Below are 19,755 nucleotides of genomic sequence, written 5' to 3' on the forward strand. Positions count from 1 at the left end.
GGATTGAGGGAGATGACTGGCCTACTTCCTCGCCAGCAACCGCTTGGCCGTCGCCACGTCGTCCGCCATCTGCGCCATCAGCGCGTCCATATCGTCGAACTTCGCCTCCGGCCGAATGAAGTCCACCAACTCGACCTCGATCGTCTGACCGTACAGATCGCCGGAGAAATCGAAGAAATAGGGCTCGAGCAATTCCTTGGGCGGATCGAAGCTGGGCCGTACGCCCAGGTTCGCGGCACCGTCGACCACCCGCCCGCCCGGCAACCGCCCGCGCACCGCATAGATCCCGAACTTGGGCCGCAGATAATTGGCCATGTCGATATTCGCGGTCGGGAAACCCAAGGTCCGCCCGACCTTGTCGCCATGCTGGACTACGCCCTCGATCGCATAGGGCCGGGTCAGCAGTCGAGCCGCTTCGCGTGGCTTGCCCGCGCGCAACGCCTCACGGATACGGGTCGAGGACACCGTCTCGCCATCGAGCTGGACCGGCGCGATCGTGTCGACGGTGAAGCCGTGACGCTCGCCCAATTGCCGCATCAGTGGGATATCGCCGCTGCGCCCCTTGCCGAAGGTGAAATCCTCGCCAGTCGAGACGCCCGCGACGCCGAGATCGCGGACCAGACGCTCGTCGACGAAATCCTCCGCCGACAACCCGGCAAGCGCGGCGTCGAACGCGAAAACGTACATCGCATCGACACCCGCCGCCTCCAGCAAGCGCGCGCGCTGGTCCATGCTGGTCAGGCGAAACCACGGACTCTCAGGCCGGAAATAGCGCATCGGGTGGGGATCGAAGGTCGCGACGATCGCCGGCCGCCCCGCGGCGCGCGCGCGCTCGACCGCGCGGCCGACCACTGCCTGGTGCCCCAAGTGAAACCCGTCGAAATTGCCGAGCGCGACATAGCCCCCGCGAAGGTGGTCGGGCAGTGCCGAGCCGCTGGAAAGCCGCTCCATGGCGCGTGCCTATAGGGGCGTCATTTGCCGGGCACCATCCCCGCCGTCAGCACGCGGATCACGTTGCCGCCCATCACCTTGCGGATGTCGTCGTCGGAAAAACCGCGATCGAGCAATGCCTGGGTGATCGCCGCGACCTGGCTGGCATCGAAACCGGTGGTGACTGCGCCGTCGAAATCGGAACCCAAGCCGACATGATCGACCCCGACCAGGTCGCGGACATAAGCGATCGCCTTGGCCGCATCCTCGGGCCTGTTCGAGCAGATCGCGGCGTCCCAATAGCCGATCCCGATCACGCCGCCTGTCCTCGCGATTCCGCGAATTTCGTCGTCGGTCAGGTTGCGATTGACCTTGCAGGTTGCCTGGACGCCGCCATGGCTCGACACGATCGGCCGCCGCGCCATGGCGATCACTTCGGCGACCGTCGCGTGACTCGAATGCGCGACGTCCACCACCATGCCGAGTTTCTCCATCCGCGCGACGACCGCCCGGCCGAGCGGGGTGAGCCCACCTTTTTTCACGCCGTGCATCGACCCGGCGATGTCGTTGTCGAAGAAATGCGCCAGACCGGCCATGCGGAAGCCGGCGGCGTAGAGCGTGTCGAGATTGCCGAGCTTGCCTTCGAGATCCTGCAACCCCTCGATCGACAGCATCGCGCCGACGACGCCCCTGCCTGCATGGCGGTCGGCCATCAGCTTCTGGAGATCCGTGGGCGAGGCGATCAGCCGCAATTGCCCGTTCGAGCGGTCCGCGAAACGCTTGAGCTTTTCGGCATGATAGAGCGAGCGCTGGAGCAGCGAATTCCAGGTACGCATCGGCTGCAGATCGGCCATCACCAACTGGGTGATATTGTCGGTGTCGCCCGAATTGGCGTCGTAATTCTGGTTCTTCGGCGTCTTCGTCACTGATGAGAAGACCTGCAGCGCATAACGGCCGGCCTGAAGCCGCGGCAGGTCGACCTGGCCACGATCCGAGCGTGTCAGCAGGTCACGTTTCCACAACAGCGAGTCGGCATGCATGTCGGCGACATCGAGCGTCTTTTGCAGCGCGAGCGCGCGCGGCGTGACCTTGAGCGCGACCGGCTGAACCTTGTTCATCGATTTCTCGACCATGCCGGGCGCGAGGACGAAGAAGAGGATCGCGGCAATCACGAGCAGCGACGCGATGCCGAGTAGCCATTTGCGCATACCACCCCCCTTCGTCATGCCGGCCTTGTGCCCGCATCCACCGGGCAGCGAACCCGTAGCTTCGGGGTGTGCGGCACAGTGGACGCCGGGACAAGCCCGGCGTGACGATTGAGGCTATGGGCGAACCAAGGTCACAAAGCTGTAGGCAGGCCGGTCGCCTTCGGCCGGGTGATCCTCGCGCGCCGTTTCGCGCCAGCCGGCGAACGCCGGGACCGTCGCGTCACCTTCCGGCTCGGCATGGACCTCGGTCAGTTCGATCCGATCCGCGCGATCGAGCAACAGCGCGAACACTTCCGCCCCACCAATCACCGCGGCCTCGTTCCCGGCCAGCGCCAACGCCTCCTCGACCGAATGCGCGACTTCCGCCCCTTCGGCCCGCCAGTCGCGATCGCGCGTCAGCACGATGTGCCGCCGGCCGGGCAGCGGCGACGGAAAGCTCTCGAACGTCTTGCGGCCCATGATCATCGGGCGTCCGATCGTCTGCGCCTTGAACCGTTTGAGGTCAGCCGGCAGGTGCCACGGCAGTTTGCCGTCGCGACCGATCACGCCGTTATCGGCGCGCGCGAGATGGAAGCTGATCAGACCGCCACCGGCGCCTTGATGTGCGCCTGCGCCTCATAGCCGACGAGCTGGAAATCCTCATATTCATAGGCGTCGATCGACGGCGGTTTGCGGAGAATTTCGAGCCTGGGCAGCGGCCCCGGTTCGCGTCCGAGCTGCTCGCGAGCCTGATCGACATGGTTCGAATAGAGGTGGCAATCGCCGCCGGTCCAGACGAATTCGCCCACTTCCAGCCCCGCCTGCTGCGCGAGCATATGGGTAAGCAGCGCATAGCTCGCGATGTTGAACGGCACGCCGAGGAAGATGTCGGCCGAGCGCTGATAGAGCTGCAGGCTGAGCTTGCCGTTGGCGACATAGCATTGGAACAGGCAATGGCACGGCGCCAGCGCCATGGCGTGGAGCTCGCCGGGGTTCCAGGCGCTGACCACCATGCGGCGGCTGGCGGGATTGACCTTCAGCGTCTCGATCAGCTCGGCGATCTGGTCGACATGGCCGCCATCGGCCGTCGCCCAGTCGCGCCATTGCTTGCCGTAGACGGGGCCGAGATCGCCATTCTCGTCAGCCCATTCGTCCCAGATGCTGACCTTGCGATCCTGCAGCCATTTCACGTTGGTGTCGCCGCGGAGGAACCACAGCAATTCGACGATGATCGAGCGCAGATGCAATTTTTTGGTGGTCAGCACCGGAAAGCCTTGCGCCAGGTCGAAGCGCATCTGGTGCCCGAACACCGACCGCGTGCCGGTGCCGGTGCGATCCATCTGCTCGGCACCATGGTCGAGCGCGCGCCGCATCAGGTCGAGATATTGCCGCATGACGATGGCTTACCGCTTGCCGCCCGCGTCGCCAAGCGGTGCCTATTTCACCACTGTGGAAAACGCGATCAGGATGCGGTCGGCGTCTGTGCCGGGGGTGGGACCAGCCGACAGGCGCGGATGTCCTTGGGTTCCGGGCGCGGTCCCACCGCCTTGAACCGAGCGAGATAGCCGCCCGCCGACGGCATGTCGTCGAGCGAGACCAATTTGTAACCGACCGCGGCGAACTCGCATTCGAGCAATTTGGGCGGCGTGCCGTGATTTTGCGTGCGGCGATTGGCGTCGACCACGATCACTTCGCCATCGGGCTTGAGCGACGGACGCATCCGCCACAGGAATTCGTAGGGCTGCTCGATCTCATGGTACATGTGCACCATCAGGATGCGGTCGAAGCTGTTGTCGGGCAATTTGGGATTGGCCGGTTCGCCCAGACGCACGCTGACAGTGTCGAGCCGGTCGCGCGCGACGCGTTCGGCCAGCGCGTCGCGAACTTCCGGCACGATGTCCTCGGCCAGCACGCGGCCGTCCTTGCCGACGCGGCTCGCCAGGCGGATCGTGTAATAGCCCTCGCCCGCGCCGATATCGGCGACGGTCATGCCCTTGGCGATGCCCGCCTTGTTCATCACCGTTCCCGCCTCATTGAGTCGGTCGCGCGCTTCTTCGGTCGACCAGCGTGGCGAGATGATCCGCGCGACCGGGCGGTCGGCGGCGGGGAACGGACCGACATTGTCCTGTTCGTTATGAACGACCGGAGGCCCGCCATCGCAGGCGGCAAGCATCAGCAGGCCGACAATCAGCGTGCCTGCCCACCGCATCACTCGACGTCCTCTACCTCGACCGTCTCTCCGGTCACGCGCTGCGACAGCGCGGCCGCCATGAAGGGGTCGAGATCGCCATCGAGCACATCGGACGGGCTGGTCGAGGTGACCCCGGTGCGCAGGTCCTTCACCAACTGATAGGGTTGCAGGACGTAACTGCGAATCTGGTGGCCCCAACCGATATCGGTCTTGGTCGCATTGACCGCGTTGGCTTCTTCCTCGCGCTTCCGGAGCTCATGCTCGTAGAGGCGCGCGCGCAGCTGGTTATAGGCTTCGGCCTTGTTCTTGTGCTGGCTGCGCTGGTTCTGGCAGGCGACGACGATGCCGGTCGGCAAGTGGGTGATGCGCACCGCGGAATCGGTCGTGTTGATATGCTGGCCGCCCGCGCCGGACGAACGATAGGTGTCGATGCGCAGTTCGCTTTCGTTGATCTCGATCTCGATCGAATCGTCGATCACCGGATAGACCCACACGCTCGAAAAGCTGGTGTGGCGCCGGGCCGAGCTGTCGTACGGGCTGATGCGGACCAGGCGGTGGACGCCGCTCTCGGTCTTGGCATAGCCATAGGCGTTCTCGCCCTTGAGCAGCAGAGTCGCCGACTTGATCCCGGCCTGCTCGCCGGCATGATAGTCGACCAGTTCGACCTTCATGCCGTGGCGTTCGCCCCAGCGCGTGTACATCCGCTGCAGCATCTCGGCCCAGTCCTGGCTCTCGGTGCCGCCGGCGCCGGCATTGATCTCAATGTAGGTGTCGTTGGCGTCGGCTTCGCCGGCCAGCAACGCCTTGACCTTGTCGGCCTCGGCACGAGTGGCGAGCTCGGCCAGCGCCTCTACCGCTTGACCTTCCATCTCCGCATCGCCTTCGGCCTCGGCCATTTCGACGAGTTCGATATTGTCGTTCAATTCGCTTTCGATCGCGCGCGTCGCGGTGATCGCCTCATCGAGACGGCGGCGCTCGCGCATCACTTCCTGCGCCGCCTTGGGATTCTCCCACAGGCTCTGATCCTCGACGCGCGCGTTGAGCTCGTCGAGCCGCCGCAGCGCGCGGTCCCAATCGAGGAACCGGCGCAACAGGCTGAGCGCGTCATTGATCGTATCGACATGCGATTGCGCTTCGGCGCGCATCGGTAACTCCAAATTCCAGTTCGTCGCCCCGGCGGAGGCCGGGGCCGTCATGTAAGAAGGGCGAACTCCTGCCGCCAGCGGCCTCGGCCTTCGCCGGGGCGACGCCAACCGTGAGGCCCTAGTAGATACCGCCCTGCCGTTGCAAGAAATCGCGATCGCCGCTCGATTCCCTGGGCTTGGATTCCTGCGGCAGCGCCTTGGTCGCGGTCGGCGTCGGCAAATCGCGGCGGATCGGCGAGCGCCGCGTTTCGCTTTCGGGCTTGAATGCTTCCCAGATCACTTGCGCCTTGGGATCGCCACCGGGCGACGGCCACGCTCCGAAGACGGGTTTGCCGGAGAGGCGATCGACGCGGACCATCCGGATACCCGGCGGCGCGCGGAACGGGATTTTGGGCAGGCCTTCATAGGCCTTGACCGCCCATTCCTTGAAGATCGGCGCCGACACCGTGCCGCCCTGGGCATAGCCACCCAGCCCGCTCGGCTTGTCGTAACCCAGATAGACGCCAGCGATCATCTGCGGCGTACCGCCGATGAACCACACATCGGTCGGCCCCGAATTGGTGCCGGTCTTGCCGAACATCGGACGATCGAGGTCGCGCAGGATCGTCGCCGTGCCGCGCTGGATCACGCCCTCGGCGATATGCACCATCTGAAACGCGCTCAGCGGGTCGACCACCTGCTTCAACTTGACCACCGGGCGCGGCATCGGCTTGCCGTTCCAGTCGGGCGCGTTGCAGCGATCGCACGCACGCCAATTTTCCGGCCAGATCACGTTGCCGCGGCGGTCCTGGACGTAATCGACCAAGGTCGGCGCCCGGCCGCGGCCGTTATTCTCCAGGATCGAATAGGCATTGACCATGCGCTGCACGGTGGTTTCGCCGGCGCCGAGCGAGAAAGCGAGATAGGGCGGATATTTGCCGACGCCGATCTCGTCCATCAGCTTGACGACATTGGCCATCCCGGTCTGTGCGGCGACGCGCACCGTCATCAGGTTGCGCGATTGCTCCAGGCCCCAGCGCATCGTGTGCGATCCCGACCCGCCGGCGCCGCCAAAATTGCGGAAGCATTTCGAATATTGCGTGCCCTGGTTCACGCAATAGGGGCCGTCCTGGATGATCGAGGACGGGGTCAGTCCGTGTTCGAGGGCCGCGGTGTAGACGATCGGCTTGATCGTCGAGCCCGGCTGGCGCAGTGCCTGCGTCGCGCGGTTGAACGACTGCACGCGATTGTCGAAGCCGCCCTGCATCGCGAGCACCCGGCCGGTCGCCGGCTCTTCGACCACGAAGCCGCCCGACACCTTGGGCAGCGTCTTCAGGACGTACGAATTGCCCGACGGCGCCACCGCGATGATGTCGCCGACCTTGATCGCGCCCGACGCGGGTCCGCCCACGCCGCGCACGGGCATCGACGCGGCGCCGCGCGGCAGGGTGCCGGTCGCGCCGTTCGAGAAGCCGAGCGTGAAGTCGCCGTCGGCATCGATCACGACGGCCGCGCGCCAATCCTCGTAATCGAGCGCTATGTTGCTCGCGAGCAACGCATTGAGCCAGTTTTGCGACACGTCGACATGGCCGAGCGGCCCGGTCCAGCCGCGATTGCCGTCATAGCGCAGCAACCCGTCGCGCAGCGCCTTCTGCGCCAGCGCCTGCTGCTTGGGATCGAACGAGGTCCGCACCCACAATCCACCACCATAGACGCTATATGGGTTGCGGCCGCCGTCGGACGCCTCGCCGAACTTGTCCATCAGCTGGCGGCGGACTTCCTCGATGAAATAGCCGGAGGCCGATTCGAACTGCACGGTGCGCTTGTTGACGGTGCCCAGCGGTTGAGCGATCGCCCAATCGTGCTGCTGCTGGTTGATGTAGCCGTTCCGCAGCATTTCTCCCAGCACCCAGTCGCGGCGCGCCGTAGCGCGCGCGGTCTGGCGGTCGGGATCATAGCCCGACGGTGCCTTGGGCAGGATCGCCAGATAGGCGAATTGCGGGATGGTGAGCTGATCGAGGTCCTTGTCGAAATAGGCGCGCGACGCCGCCTGAACGCCGTACGCGTTGCGGCCAAGGAAGATAGTGTTGAGGTAAAGTTCGAGGATTTGCTGCTTGGTCAGCGAATCCTCGATACGATAAGCGAGGATCGCTTCCTTGAGCTTGCGCGTATAGCTGCGCTCGTTGCCGACCAGCAAGTTCTTGGCGACCTGTTGCGTGATCGTCGAGGCGCCGCGCGCGTGCTTGCTGCGCAGATTGTCGATCATCGCCGAGACGATGCCGGGATAATCGACGCCGTGATGCGAAAAGAAGGTGCGATCCTCTGCCGATAGATAGGCAGCGACCAACAGCTTGGGATATTCGTCGAATTTCAGCTGGACGCGGTGCTCACGCGCGAAACTGAACACCGGCATGCCATTGGTATCGCGCACGTTCGACGGCAGATCGGGTTCATAGGTCTTGAGCCGGTCGACCGACGGTAGATCGCGCGCGATGAACAGCCAGATGAGGAACCAGGCGATACCCCAAAGCGCGGCCAGCACGACCAACGCCTTGACCCACCGGCGCTTCCACGCGTCGCGCATGAAGCCGGCGACACCGCCGACCTCTCGCTTGATCCGAAAATTGACCGAGTCCGAACTGTCCGCCGCCATAATCGTCCGGGCCTTAGCAGGTCCGGCGGCTCTTGCCAGCAGTTCAGCGCATCAATTCGACGCAAGCTTTCGAGCGAAATTGACTTCTACCGCTCGCTCGACGCTTTGCGCGATGCGCTTGCGACCCTCCGGCGAGTCCAGGAAAGCGGCGTCCTTCGGGTTCGAGATATAGCCCGTCTCGAACAGGACCGACGGCATGTCGGGCGCCTTCAGCACCATCAGTGACGCGAATTTATGGAAGCCAGGCCGCAGCGGGATGTTCGGTTCGGCCTCGCGGCCGAGCAATCGCGCGAACGCGGCGGAGGCGTTCATGGTCTCTCGCTGCGTGAGGTCGATCAGGATCGACGAGACATCGGCATTCTCGCTTCCCAGGTCGACGCCGGCGATGACGTCGGCCTTGTTCTCGCGCGCGGCGAGCCGGGCGGCTTCCTTGTCCGACGCGACTTCGGACAGGGTATAGACCGAGGCGCCCGACGCGTCGCCCGCCCCAACGCTGTCGCAATGGATCGAGATGAACAGATCGGCCTTGAGCTTGCGTGCGACGCCATAGCGTTCCTGCAGCACCAGGAAGCGATCATCCTCGCGCGTCAGCGCTACCCGGACGCGGCCCGATTTAAGCAATTCGTCGCGGATCGCCTTGGCGATGCGCAGGGTCACATCCTTTTCCCTCAAGCCGCTGGTCGGCGAGATCGCGCCGGGATCGAACCCGCCATGGCCGGCATCGATCACCACCAGGGGTCGGCCTGCGTCGCCATCGATCCGCGGCAGCGCCAGCGTCTTGCTGGCAGCGGGGACCGGCACCGACACCGAATAGCGTGCGCTGGAGCCGGCGGTGTCGGGCAGATTGAACGGGGGCAGGAAGCTCATCCGTCCGGCGGCGGCCGCACGAGCGAAGCCAGCATCGTCGGTGGTGCGGAGCTGCAACGTCAGCACGCGGCCGCCGTCTCCAAACGCGCCTTCCGTGACCACGGCGGGACGCGTCAGATCGAACACGACGCGCGCGCCGCCGTCGCGCGCGCCTTCGCGCACCGCATCGACCGGGCCGCCGATCGCGACCTCGCCTCCCGGCGTGGCGTCGGCCACGTCGAGCGCGACGCGCTTCGGCGCGACCAACAAAAAGCTCGAGGCATCGGCGACCTTCTCGTCGAACGTCACCACGATAGCGTCGTTCCTGACGTCCACGCGCTGGATCGTCGCCGCCCAGGCGGGACTGCCGCCGAACCACAAAACCAACATGGCAAGAATGAACGACACACGCACGTAATGGCGCGCGGGCCGGTAACCGGTCCAGCGAAAAACCATCTGGAAGAACCCCTTTTACTCGCTCTTCTGAAACGGGGTTACCGCGCCGCTTACTCAGACTCGGTGAAACGAGACGGTTAATCCGCCGTTCGGCATAATTTTGCCGACACGATCGGCAGAAACCTGCCGGTTGAAGCGGACGATGGCAGGTGCTACCTGATCCGTAACCGGCACCGCGACAATGATTTGTCCGGACGTCGCCGGCCCCACGGCCGCCCCGGCGTTCATCGGCAGGCGGTCCATCAGGTTGACGTTCGCATGATGCATTTCCCTCGCTTAGTGCTCGATCCGGCCATCGCCGGCGGGCGCGTTGGCGCGGGTGCCCCGGCCGTGATGCCCGGGCGTGCGCGGCGAACAGACGCACATCCACCATCCCGCACCGGCCGGTCACGGAACGACAATCCGTCCACCGACGCCGCGCGACTTATTGGCGCGCCCCTACCCTTATCGAAGGTCCGGCGCGCCCGGAGAGAAAATAATGACCATGCGTATGTTGATCGACGCACGCCACCGGGAGGAAACCCGGGTGGCGGTCGTCAAGGGAAACCGCATCGAGGAGTTTGATTTCGAAAGTGCCGAGCGCAAGCAGCTCAAGGGCAATATCTATCTAGCCAAGGTCACTCGGGTCGAACCGTCGCTCCAGGCGGCGTTCGTCGATTACGGCGGCAATCGTCACGGCTTCCTGGCCTTTTCGGAAATCCACCCCGATTACTATCAAATCCCCAAGGAGGATCGTGACGCGCTGCTCCGCGAGGAAGCCGAGCATGCCGCGGAGGAAGCCGCGCTGCGCGCCGAGCTCGACGCCGAGGAGGACGAGCACGACGATCACGAGCCTTCGGAAGAAGAGATCGAACGTCTCGACGATGACGGCGCGCCCGACGAGGAGGTCGCCGCCGAGCAGGAAAGCAGCGGTGGCGGTCGCCGACGGGGCCGCAAGGACAATGGGTCGGAGGATCAGGTCGAGGCGCTGCGCCAGCGCCGCATGAACCTGCGCCGCCGCTACAAGATCCAGGACGTGATCCGGCGCCGTCAGGTGCTGCTGGTCCAGGTCGTCAAGGAAGAGCGCGGCAACAAGGGCGCGGCGCTGACCACCTATCTGTCGCTCGCCGGCCGGTATTGCGTGTTGATGCCCAACACGTCGCATGGCGGCGGCATCTCGCGGAAGATCTCCAACGCCGCCGACCGCAAGCGGCTCAAGACGATCATGGCGGAGCTCAAACTGCCGCCGTCGATGGGCTGCATCGTCCGCACCGCGGGCCTTCAGCGCACCAAGGTCGAGATCAAGCGCGACTTCGACTATCTCGCCCGGCTGTGGGACGGGATTCGCGAGACCACGCTCGCCTCTGCCGCGCCGGCGCTCGTCTATGGCGACAGCGACCTGATGAAGCGCGCGATCCGCGACATCTACAACAAGGACATCGACGAGGTGATCGTCGAGGGCGACGACGGCTATCGCCAGGCCAAGGAGTTCATGAAGCTCCTGATGCCGAGCCACGCCCGCCGCGTGAAGCATTACAGCGACCCCGTTCCGCTGTTCCAGCGCGCCGGTGTCGAGGACCAATTGTCGGCGATGTACCACCCCGTGGTGCAGCTGAAATCGGGCGGGTACCTGGTGATCAACCCGACCGAAGCGCTCGTCTCTATCGACATCAACTCGGGCCGTTCGACGCGCGAGCACAATATCGAGCAGACCGCTACCGCGACCAACCTTGAGGCCGCGCAGGAAATCGCCCGCCAGTTGCGCCTGCGCGACATGGCTGGCCTGGTCGTTATCGACTTCATCGACATGGACAACGGCTCCAATGTCCGGAAGGTCGAGAAGGCGATGAAGGAGGCGCTGAAGAACGATCGCGCCCGCATCCAGGTCGGCCGCATTTCGAGCTTCGGCCTGATGGAAATGAGCCGCCAGCGTTTGCGCACTGGCGTGCTTGAAGCCTCCACGCGCCAATGTCCGCATTGCGAAGGCACCGGGCTGGTCCGTACGGCCTCTTCGGCGGGACTGTCGGCGTTGCGCATGATCGAGGATGAGGCCGCGCGCGGCCGCGGGTCTCAGATCACCCTGCGCGCGTCGCAGGAAGCGGCGTTCTACGTGCTCAACAAGAAGCGCGCCGACATCGCGGAGATCGAGGATCGCTACGGCGTCCAGGTTGTCATTCTGTCCGACGGCGAGACCGAGGGCGCGCGGATGACGGTCGAGGCGTCGGGGCCGCCGCCGGTCCACGCTCCGCGCTTCGAAGCGCTGATCGAGGAAGAGGAAGACGATATCGTCGAGGAGGATCTCGACGAGGAAGAAGACGCCGAGGAAGAGCGGACGGAGCGTGGCGAACAGCGCGAGCGCTCGGACGATGAAGGCGATGCCGGGCGCAAGCGCCGCCGCCGTCGGCGTGGTCGCCGCGGTCGCGGCCGTGACGAAGCCGGTGACGACGTCGTCACGCAGCAACCGCGCGAAGAGGGCGACGGCGAGAGCGATGGCGAAGAGGCGGAAGCCGTCGATCATGCCGCTGCCGGCGAGACCGAAGGCGAAGGCGAAACGCGCGGCCGTCGCCGCCGCCGTGGCCGCCGCGGCGGACGTCGTACCGAAGGGGCGACCGACGTTGCCGTCGATGCTGGGGAAGCGGATGCCGGCGATGCCGGTGCGGTGATCGCGACGCACGCCAATCCCGACGTGCCGGTGGCGGTCGAGCCCGACGTCACGCCCGAAGCGGAAGTGGCGCCCAAGCGTACACGCCGTCGTCCCAAGGCGCGGATCGCGGAGGAAACCGCGGCTGCTCCCGTGATCGAAGCCGCCCCGGCGCCGGAACCCGAGCCCGTAGCGGCGGAGCCGGCGGCCAAGCCCAAGCGCAGCCGCAAGAAGGCTGCACCGGTCGAAGCGGATGCAGCCAATGCGGAACCGGTCCCGGCCGAAGTGACCGCGGCAGAAGCGACGGCCACGCCTCCGGCTATCGAGGCAGCGGAGCCTGCGGCCAAGCCGAAGCGCAGCCGCAAGAAAGCTGCCCCGGCCGACGCCGCGACCGGATCGGATACGCCGGCACCCTCGCCTGCGGCAGCCAACGATGCTGACGAGACGCCGGTGGCGGCCGATGCCGACGGCGCCGCGCCCGCCGACGACGCAGCAAGCGGCACCGATGGCGACGGCTCGCCGCGCCGCGGCTGGTGGCAGCGCACCTTCGGCGCATGACGCACAGGCCGGCCCCTCGGCGCTTCAGGACGGGTTCCCCCGCAGAGGCGCAGGGGCCGGCCGCATGCACCCGATGGGACCTGAACGGATGACCGGACGATGAAGCGATTGATCGCGTTTTTCGCGACGGCAATCCTTCTCTGGGCGCAGCCGGCCTATGCACAGGGCATCCTGCGCGACGCCGAGACCGAATCCCTGTTCAAGGACATGTCGCGGCCGATGATCGTCGCCGCCGGCCTGTCCCCGGCCAATGTCCAGGTGGTGCTGATCCAGGACGATTCGATCAACGCCTTCGTCGCCGGCGGGCAGACCGTCTATATCCATTCGGGCCTGATCCAGGCGGCGGACAATGCCAACGAAGTCCAGGGCGTCATCGCGCACGAACTCGGGCATATCGCCGATGGCCATGTCGTGCTGGCCGACGCCGGCGCCAAGCCCGCCATGGGCATTTCGCTGCTCAGCCTGGTGCTAGGCATCGCGGCGATGGCGGCGGGCGCGGGCGATGCCGGCGCGGGCATCCTGGCGGCAGGCCAGCAGGCCGCGATGGGCAAGTATCTCGCCTTCACCCGCGTCCAGGAAGCGACCGCCGACGCGACCGGCGCCAAGTTCCTGCGCGAGGGCAATGTCAGCGGCAAGGGAATGATCAGCTTCTTCAAGAAGCTGGCCAATGAGGAATATCGCTACGGCCTGCAGAATATCGATCCGTATGCGCAGACCCATCCGCTGTCGAACGAACGCATCAACACGCTTTATGCCGACGTGAAGGCGTCACCCGCCTGGAACAATCCGCCCGACACCGCGCTCGACGAGCGGTTCAAGCGGGTAAAGGCGAAGCTCTATGGCTATGTCGCGCCTTACGCCTCGACGCTCAACAAATATCCCGAGAGCGATCAGTCGATCTACGCGCATTACGCTCGCGCTTATGCCTGGCACAAAGCGGGCTATCCCGACAAAGCCGATGCGGAGACGCGCGCGCTGATCAAGGCGAAGCCCGACGACCCCTATTTCCTCGAAATCCGCGGCCAGATCCTGCTCGAGGCCGGTCAGCCCGCCGACGCGATCGCGCCGCTAAAGGAAGCGACCGAGCTGACCCGCTACAGCCCGCTGATCGCCACGACCTATGGCCATGCGCTGATCGCGACCGAGAACAAAGCCAATTATCCCGAGGCGATCCGCGTGCTCAAGATCGCGACCAACAAGGACGACGACAATCCGTTCGGTTGGTTTCAGCTCGGCACCGCCTATGAACTGTCGGGTGATAGCGCCCGCGCCTCGCTGGCCGCCGCCGAACAAGCAAGCCTGACCGGCGAAACCGCGCGTGCGGTGATGAGTGCGCGGACGGCAATGGCCAACCTTCCACCCAACAGCTCGGACTGGATCCGCGCCCAGGATATCGCAATGACCGGACAGAACGAACTCGACCAGAAGAAGCGCAAAAGATGAGCGCTTTCCTGTCGTCGCGCTTCGCCCTGCCGCTGGTCGCGGTCGCCGCCGCGTTGCTCGGCGCCGGCGCCACCTGGCTGGTGCAGCGGCCGACCGATGGCGGCGAAATCCGCGACTATCTTCTCGCCCATCCCGAAGTGCTGCCCGAAGCGATGCAGAAATTGCGGGAACGCGAAGAGGCCGAGCAGTCGAAACAGACCGGCTCCTTCATCGCCGCCAATCGCGATCGCATTTTTCCCGCTCTTGGCAGCGCTTGGGCAGGTAATCCCAATGGCGACGTCACGGTGGTCGAATACCTCGACTATAATTGCGGCTATTGCCGTGCCAGCCTGCCGATCCTCGACAAATTGGTCGCGTCCGATCCCAAGGTGAAGATTGTGTTTCGCGAGCTTCCCGTACTGAGCGAGGAAAGCAAGGTCGCGGCGCGCTACGCCGTGGTCGCCGCCAAACAGGGCAAGTACCGCCCGCTCCACGACGCGCTCTATGCCGGCGGGCCGCTGAGCGATGCGAGCATGGATGCGGCCTTACGCACTGCCGGGCTAGATCCGGCGGCGGTAAAGGAAGCGGCCAAAGCGCCGGACGTCACGCGGACGATCGAAAACAATCTGGCGATGGCGGCGCCGCTCGGCATGTCGGGCACGCCCACCTGGGTAATCGGCGACCGCGTGCTGTCGGGCTTGCAACCGCTCGAGACCATGCAAGCGGCGATTGCGGCGGCGCGAACGAAATAACCGCCCCGTAACCGTTGCGGTGGCGGCCCGTCGGCCCCATCTCCCCGACCTCTAGGGGAATTGCATGACCGAACCGATCCTTAGCGTCCGCGGCGTTTCAAAGACTTATGCCTCGGGCGTTCACGCGCTTCACGCCGTTGATCTCGATATCAAAAAGGGCGAAATCTTTGCGCTGCTCGGCCCCAACGGCGCCGGCAAGACGACTTTGATCAGTATCATCTGCGGTATCGTCACACCGTCGACAGGTACGATCACGGTCGGCGGGTTCGACGCCATCACCCAGCCCAAGCGTGCGCGGCGACAGATCGGCCTGGTGCCGCAGGAACTCGCCACCGACATGTTCGAGACGGTCGAATCGACCTGCCGGTTCAGCCGGGGTCTGTTCGGCCATCCGCAGAAATCGGATCATATCGACGAGGTGCTCAGGGACCTGTCGCTCTACGACAAGCGCAAGTCCAAGATCATGGAGCTGTCGGGCGGGATGAAGCGCCGCGTGCTGATCGCCAAGGCGCTCTCCCACGAACCCGACATCCTGTTCCTCGACGAGCCGACCGCCGGAGTCGATGTCGAGCTGCGCCGCGACATGTGGAAGCTGGTCCATCGCCTGCGCGAAAAGGGCACCACGATCATCCTGACCACCCATTATATCGAGGAAGCCGAGGAAATGGCCGATCGCGTCGGCGTGATCTCGGGCGGCAAGCTGTTGGTGGTCGACGAAAAGACCGCGCTGATGAAGAAGCTCGGCAAGCGCGAGCTCGACATCGCGCTCAACGAGCCGATGAGCGCGATCCCAAGCGGCCTGGGCGATTGGGAGCTCAGCCTCGAGAACGAGGGCAAGACGTTGCGTTATGTGTTCGACGCGCAGGCCGAGCGGACGGGTATTCCCTCGCTGCTGCGCAAACTCGCCGAGCTCAACATCGGCTTCAAGGATCTCGAGACGTCGAAGTCGAGCCTGGAAGATATCTTCGTAGATCTGGTCAAGGAGGGCGCAAAGTGAGCCGCGATCAAATCCTCCCCGTTTACGGGGAGGGGGGCCAAGTCGCGCAGCGGCTTGGTAGAGGGGATTCTCACGTCGCGATTCCGTCGTTGCCCGCCCCCTCCACCATGCCTTCGGCATGGTCCCCCTCCCCGCTAGCGGGGAGGAACGCACGATGAACGTCCATGGTATCCTGGCCATCTACAAGTTCGAGATGGCGCGTGCCTTGCGCACCTTGTGGCAAAGCCTGGTCACCCCGGTGATCACGACCAGCCTCTATTTCGTCGTCTTCGGCGGCGCGCTCGGATCGCAGATCAAGGAAGTCGATGGCATCGCCTATGGCAGCTTCATCGTCCCAGGCCTGATCATGATGTCGCTGCTCACGCAGAGCATCAGCAATGCGTCGATCGGTATCTATTTCCCCAAGTTCACCGGCACGATCTTCGAATTGTTGTCCGCGCCGATCAATTCGATGGAGATGGTGATCGGCTATGTCGGCGCTGCGGCGACCAAGTCGGTCGTGCTCGGGCTGATCATCCTCGCCACGGCGGCGCTGTTCGTGCCGATCCCGATCCATCACCCGTTCGCGATGGTCGCGTTCCTGTTGCTGACCAGCATCACGTTCAGCCTGTTCGGCTTCATCATCGGCGTGTGGGCAAAGGGGTTCGAGCAACTGAACTTCGTGCCCGCCTTGCTGATCACGCCGCTGACGTTCCTCGGAGGCGCTTTCTATTCGATCAGCAAGCTGCCCGATCCGTGGCGGACGTTCAGCCTGTTCAATCCGGTCGTCTATCTGGTCAGCGGGTTCCGCTGGAGCTTCTTCGACAAAGGCGACGTGCCGGTGGGGATCAGCCTGGCCGCGACCGGCGGGTTCATGCTGCTGTGCCTCGCGGTGATCGCGTGGATTTTCCGGACCGGGTACCGGCTGAAGAACTGAAGCGAATCGTTCGCTGTCGATGAACGGCATGGCGTAATCTTCCGAATTCCGGACGATTCACGGCGAGACTAGAATTAGCCGGTCAGTACCGGAGGCCGCCATGTCGATCATCGCCCTTGCTACAATGCTCGCCGCCATCAATGCGACGCCGCAGGCGGCGGTCGATGCCTATGGCGAGGCAGTCGCCCGCAACGATCCGGCGCTACTCGCACGCGCATTTGAGCCAAGCGCGATCATGTACTGCATCCAGGACGGCGCGATCCGGGCGACCTATCAGGCGCAATGGAAAACGCGGATGCGCGCCGGCACCGCACCGACGGGACCGATATCGACCAAGTTGCAATGGCTCGATCAGGGCACCAGCACCGCGCTGGCCCGTGCCACAGCAATACGCGGCAGCAAAACCTTCACCGACTATCTGTTGCTGGCGCGGATCGACGGCAGCTGGCGCGTGATCGGCAAGACATGCCAGGCGGACGCGCGGTACTTCCCCGCGTCGCAGGCCGCGGTCGGCGCGGTGGTCGACACCAAGCTCGCGTCGGACCGCGCCTGGGACGGAGACCTGCTCGCGAAAAGTATCCACCCACGCGCATTGGTCATGACGATCGAGGACGGTGAGCTGGTCGCCGCGACGCTGGCCGAATGGCAGGCGCGCTATGTCGACCGCCGAACGAGCTCATCCGGCAACGCCGTGATCGAGACCAGCCGCGTGGTCGATGCACGCGGCGATATCGGCGTCGCGCGCTGGTCGTTCCGGACGCCCGCCGGCGACATTTGGACCGACCGAGCACTCATGATTCGCACGCCCGCCGGATGGCGGATGATGGCGCTGGCCTTCGCGAAGGAGGTACCGACGGCGCGCTGACCCTCCAGGACGGAGTGCCTGCTGCTATTTAACGAAGCCCGCGGCACCGAACCTGTTCAGGAAGAACGCAAAGATGTCCGCTCGCTCCTCGAGCCCCTGGTCGCGTGTCGACCCCAGGCCGTGCCCCGCTTTGCCGTCCGAACGGATCAGCACGAGATGCTGGTCGCCCCATTTCGCGCGCATCATCGCCACCAGCTTGGCCGACATCCAGGGGTCGACGCGCTTGTCGTTCAGGCCGATCGTGAACAGGAAGTCCGGACCACCCTTCGCCTGTTGCAGGTAGAGCGTCGAATCCTGCGCGACGAGCGCCTTGAAACCAGCTTCCGTCGTCGGGTCGCCCATCTCGCCGAACTGATTGGGTCCGTTATTGGCGGCGGCAAGGCGCGTGCCGTTGACGATGCCGACCCGCGTTACCGCCGCGGCGAACAGGTCGGGCGCCTTCATCGCCGCCATGGGGATCAGCAAGCCGCCCGCGCTCGCCCCGAAGATACCGAGCGTCTTCGGCGTCGCATAACCAAGCTCGACGATCCGCTTGCCGCAGGCGATCAGGTCGGCATGGCTGTTGACCTTGTTGGCCTGCATGCCGGCGCGGTGCCACGCTTCGCCGAGTTCGCCGCCGCCACGGATATGGCAATAGGCATAGACATAACCGTGCTGGTTCCACGCATCCCAGCTCGGCGAATAGAAGGGCTGGCCGGAGACGCTGTAGCTGCCATAGGCATCGATCACGGTTGGAGCCGGTCCCTTGCGCGCGCCAGAATAGACGATCGTCAAAGGCACCTTGGTACCGTCGGCACTGGTCGCCCATTCCTCGACCACGGTGCGTGCCTTGCCCGACGGCGGCGTCGGATTGTCGAGCCCGAGCGCAACCGCCTTGCCCGCCGTCGCACGATAATAAGCGTCGCTGCGCGTATAGCCGCCCATGCCGAACAGGATCGATTTGCGATCGGGCGTGGTCGTCATGTCGTCGATCGACTGGCTGGCAGGCAGTGCGACCTTGACCGGCGCGCCGCCGCTTTTCGGCACGAACCACATCTCGCTCGCCGCCGACGGCAAGGTCGTCACCACGTACAGCCCGCTTTCGGTGCCGGCGACGTTGGTCAGCACGCGGCCGCCCGAAGTCATGACCGACCGGCTCTTGGCGAGGGACGGCGACGGCGCGTTCAGGTCGATCGCGCGCAATTCGCCATTCGGGTCGGACTTGCTGGTCAGATAATAGAGCGTGTTCCCGACGATATCCCCACCATTGATCCGGTCGTCATAGTCGGCGAGCTTGATCCATGCCGCTTTGCCGGACCGCACATCGGACAGCTTGCCGACGGCGATCGGAATCTCCGCCCGCGCATTGGCGGCGAAGGCCAGGGTCCAGGGGGAGGTCGGATCGGGAAACACGATCGGAAACTGGACCGGCTCGATCTTGAAGCCGTTCTCCGGCAGGCCGGCACCGAGCAATGGCCTATCCTGGCTGGTGGGCGTGCCCATGACATGGAGATAGGCGACCATTCCCTTCATCTGGTCGGCGCCGGGTGCGGTATTGGTCAGCCGAGTGTAGGTGACGGTCTTGTCGTCGATCCAACCGACGCGGAATTCGCCCCAGATCGGGCTCAGCACATCATCGCCCGCCTGGCCGGTCGCGACGTCATAGATCCGGATTGCCCCCGTCTCGCCCCCGCCCTCGCCGATATGCACGGCAACGTACTTGCCGTCTGGCGACGCCGAATAGCTGGATATCGCACGCGGCGTCTTGCCGTCCGTCCCCGCCATCGGGTCGAGCAACACCCGGTCCTTGCCGCCGTCGCGGACCATCAGCACCGGGATTTGCTGGTCGGGCGCCAGCTTTTCGAAGAACAACTTGCCGCCGGCTTCCTGCACGCTGAAGAAGCGATCGCCCGACCGGCTCAGCGCTTCCATTTCCGTGAACAGGCCTTCGCGACCCGGGAGCGCAGCGAGCTCGGTCGCCGTATGGAGGCTGGAGGCGTTGACCCAGGTCTCGAGTTCAGCGCGGCGATCGGCCTTTTCCATCCAGCGATAGGGGTCGTCGATCTTGATGCCGAACACCGTCTCGCTGAACGGCTCCGCCTTGGGGACCTCGTCGAAATTCGTCAGCCCGCCCGTGACGGCAGATTGCGCCAGCGCGACCGCCGGAACGACCGCCGCCGCCGCGAGAATCCATTTCCGCATCTCATTTCCCCCTGGCTACTTCCCCTTCTTCGTATTCGGGCTCGGCGCGCGGCTATT

Annotated in this window: 16 protein-coding genes; 6 read left to right on the forward strand and 10 right to left on the reverse strand. The window is 65.0% G+C overall.

The window, feature by feature from the left end; translation table 11 throughout:
- Positions 1–21 precede the first annotated feature (21 nt).
- The 9 genes from Q0L25_RS06290 to Q0L25_RS06330 form a co-directional block, all read right to left on the reverse strand.
- Positions 22–951, reverse strand: a complete 930-nt coding sequence (locus tag Q0L25_RS06290) for a bifunctional riboflavin kinase/FAD synthetase (RefSeq protein ID WP_296612572.1) — start codon at positions 949–951, stop codon at positions 22–24.
- Positions 952–971: 20 nt separating this feature from the next.
- Positions 972–2,138, reverse strand: coding sequence for a dipeptidase (locus tag Q0L25_RS06295; protein WP_296612574.1), 1,167 nt, complete (start codon positions 2,136–2,138; stop codon positions 972–974).
- Between the two features lie 114 nt (positions 2,139–2,252).
- On the reverse strand, positions 2,253–2,720 hold the full coding sequence (locus tag Q0L25_RS06300; RefSeq protein WP_296612882.1) for a dihydrofolate reductase: 468 nt from the start codon (positions 2,718–2,720) through the stop codon (positions 2,253–2,255).
- Positions 2,717–3,511, reverse strand: a complete 795-nt coding sequence (locus Q0L25_RS06305) for a thymidylate synthase (protein ID WP_296612576.1) — start codon at positions 3,509–3,511, stop codon at positions 2,717–2,719. Before Q0L25_RS06305 ends, Q0L25_RS06300 begins: the two co-directional genes overlap by 4 nt.
- A 68-nt stretch (positions 3,512–3,579) precedes the next feature.
- Positions 3,580–4,326 carry a class I SAM-dependent methyltransferase gene (locus Q0L25_RS06310; RefSeq protein WP_296612884.1) on the reverse strand — a complete coding sequence of 249 codons (747 nt, stop codon included), beginning with the start codon at positions 4,324–4,326 and terminating at the stop codon, positions 3,580–3,582.
- The gene (gene prfB / locus Q0L25_RS06315) at positions 4,326–5,453 is read right to left on the reverse strand and encodes a peptide chain release factor 2 (protein WP_296612577.1); all 1,128 of its coding nucleotides are present in this window, start codon (positions 5,451–5,453) and stop codon (positions 4,326–4,328) included. The genes Q0L25_RS06310 and prfB overlap by 1 nt, the downstream gene beginning before the upstream one ends.
- A 118-nt stretch (positions 5,454–5,571) precedes the next feature.
- Positions 5,572–8,085, reverse strand: a complete 2,514-nt coding sequence (locus tag Q0L25_RS06320; protein ID WP_296612579.1) for a transglycosylase domain-containing protein — start codon at positions 8,083–8,085, stop codon at positions 5,572–5,574.
- A 51-nt stretch (positions 8,086–8,136) separates the two neighbouring features.
- Positions 8,137–9,387 carry an N-acetylmuramoyl-L-alanine amidase gene (locus Q0L25_RS06325; protein WP_296612580.1) on the reverse strand — a complete coding sequence of 417 codons (1,251 nt, stop codon included), beginning with the start codon at positions 9,385–9,387 and terminating at the stop codon, positions 8,137–8,139.
- 54 nt (positions 9,388–9,441) lie between these two features.
- On the reverse strand, positions 9,442–9,654 hold the full coding sequence (locus Q0L25_RS06330; RefSeq protein ID WP_296612582.1) for a hypothetical protein: 213 nt from the start codon (positions 9,652–9,654) through the stop codon (positions 9,442–9,444).
- A 211-nt stretch (positions 9,655–9,865) separates the two neighbouring features.
- Here Q0L25_RS06330 and Q0L25_RS06335 point away from each other — a divergent pair, with 211 nt between their 5' ends.
- The 6 genes from Q0L25_RS06335 (at position 9,866) to Q0L25_RS06360 (ending at position 17,517) form a co-directional block, all read left to right on the forward strand.
- The gene (locus tag Q0L25_RS06335; RefSeq protein WP_296612583.1) at positions 9,866–12,565 is read left to right on the forward strand and encodes a ribonuclease E/G; all 2,700 of its coding nucleotides are present in this window, start codon (positions 9,866–9,868) and stop codon (positions 12,563–12,565) included.
- Between the two features lie 99 nt (positions 12,566–12,664).
- Positions 12,665–14,008: a M48 family metalloprotease gene (locus Q0L25_RS06340; RefSeq protein ID WP_296612584.1), complete on the forward strand. Its 1,344-nt coding sequence runs from the start codon at positions 12,665–12,667 to the stop codon at positions 14,006–14,008.
- Positions 14,005–14,739 carry a DsbA family protein gene (locus Q0L25_RS06345; protein ID WP_296612586.1) on the forward strand — a complete coding sequence of 245 codons (735 nt, stop codon included), beginning with the start codon at positions 14,005–14,007 and terminating at the stop codon, positions 14,737–14,739. Before Q0L25_RS06340 ends, Q0L25_RS06345 begins: the two co-directional genes overlap by 4 nt.
- Before the next feature lie 64 nt (positions 14,740–14,803).
- The gene (locus Q0L25_RS06350) at positions 14,804–15,736 is read left to right on the forward strand and encodes an ABC transporter ATP-binding protein (RefSeq protein WP_296612587.1); all 933 of its coding nucleotides are present in this window, start codon (positions 14,804–14,806) and stop codon (positions 15,734–15,736) included.
- A 154-nt stretch (positions 15,737–15,890) separates the two neighbouring features.
- Entirely contained in the window at positions 15,891–16,652 is a 762-nt protein-coding gene (locus Q0L25_RS06355; RefSeq protein WP_066591881.1) for an ABC transporter permease, read from the forward strand.
- A gap of 100 nt (positions 16,653–16,752) precedes the next feature.
- The gene (locus Q0L25_RS06360) at positions 16,753–17,517 is read left to right on the forward strand and encodes a nuclear transport factor 2 family protein (RefSeq protein WP_296612590.1); all 765 of its coding nucleotides are present in this window, start codon (positions 16,753–16,755) and stop codon (positions 17,515–17,517) included.
- A gap of 24 nt (positions 17,518–17,541) precedes the next feature.
- Here Q0L25_RS06360 and Q0L25_RS06365 read toward each other — a convergent pair whose 3' ends face one another.
- A complete protein-coding gene (locus Q0L25_RS06365) occupies positions 17,542–19,698 on the reverse strand; it encodes a prolyl oligopeptidase family serine peptidase (RefSeq protein ID WP_296612592.1) in 2,157 nt (718 codons plus the stop codon).
- Positions 19,699–19,755: the final 57 nt, after the last annotated feature.

The sequence above is a fragment of the Sphingomonas sp. genome (assembly GCF_024508665.1).
In the GTDB taxonomy this organism is placed as follows: domain Bacteria; phylum Pseudomonadota; class Alphaproteobacteria; order Sphingomonadales; family Sphingomonadaceae; genus Sphingomonas.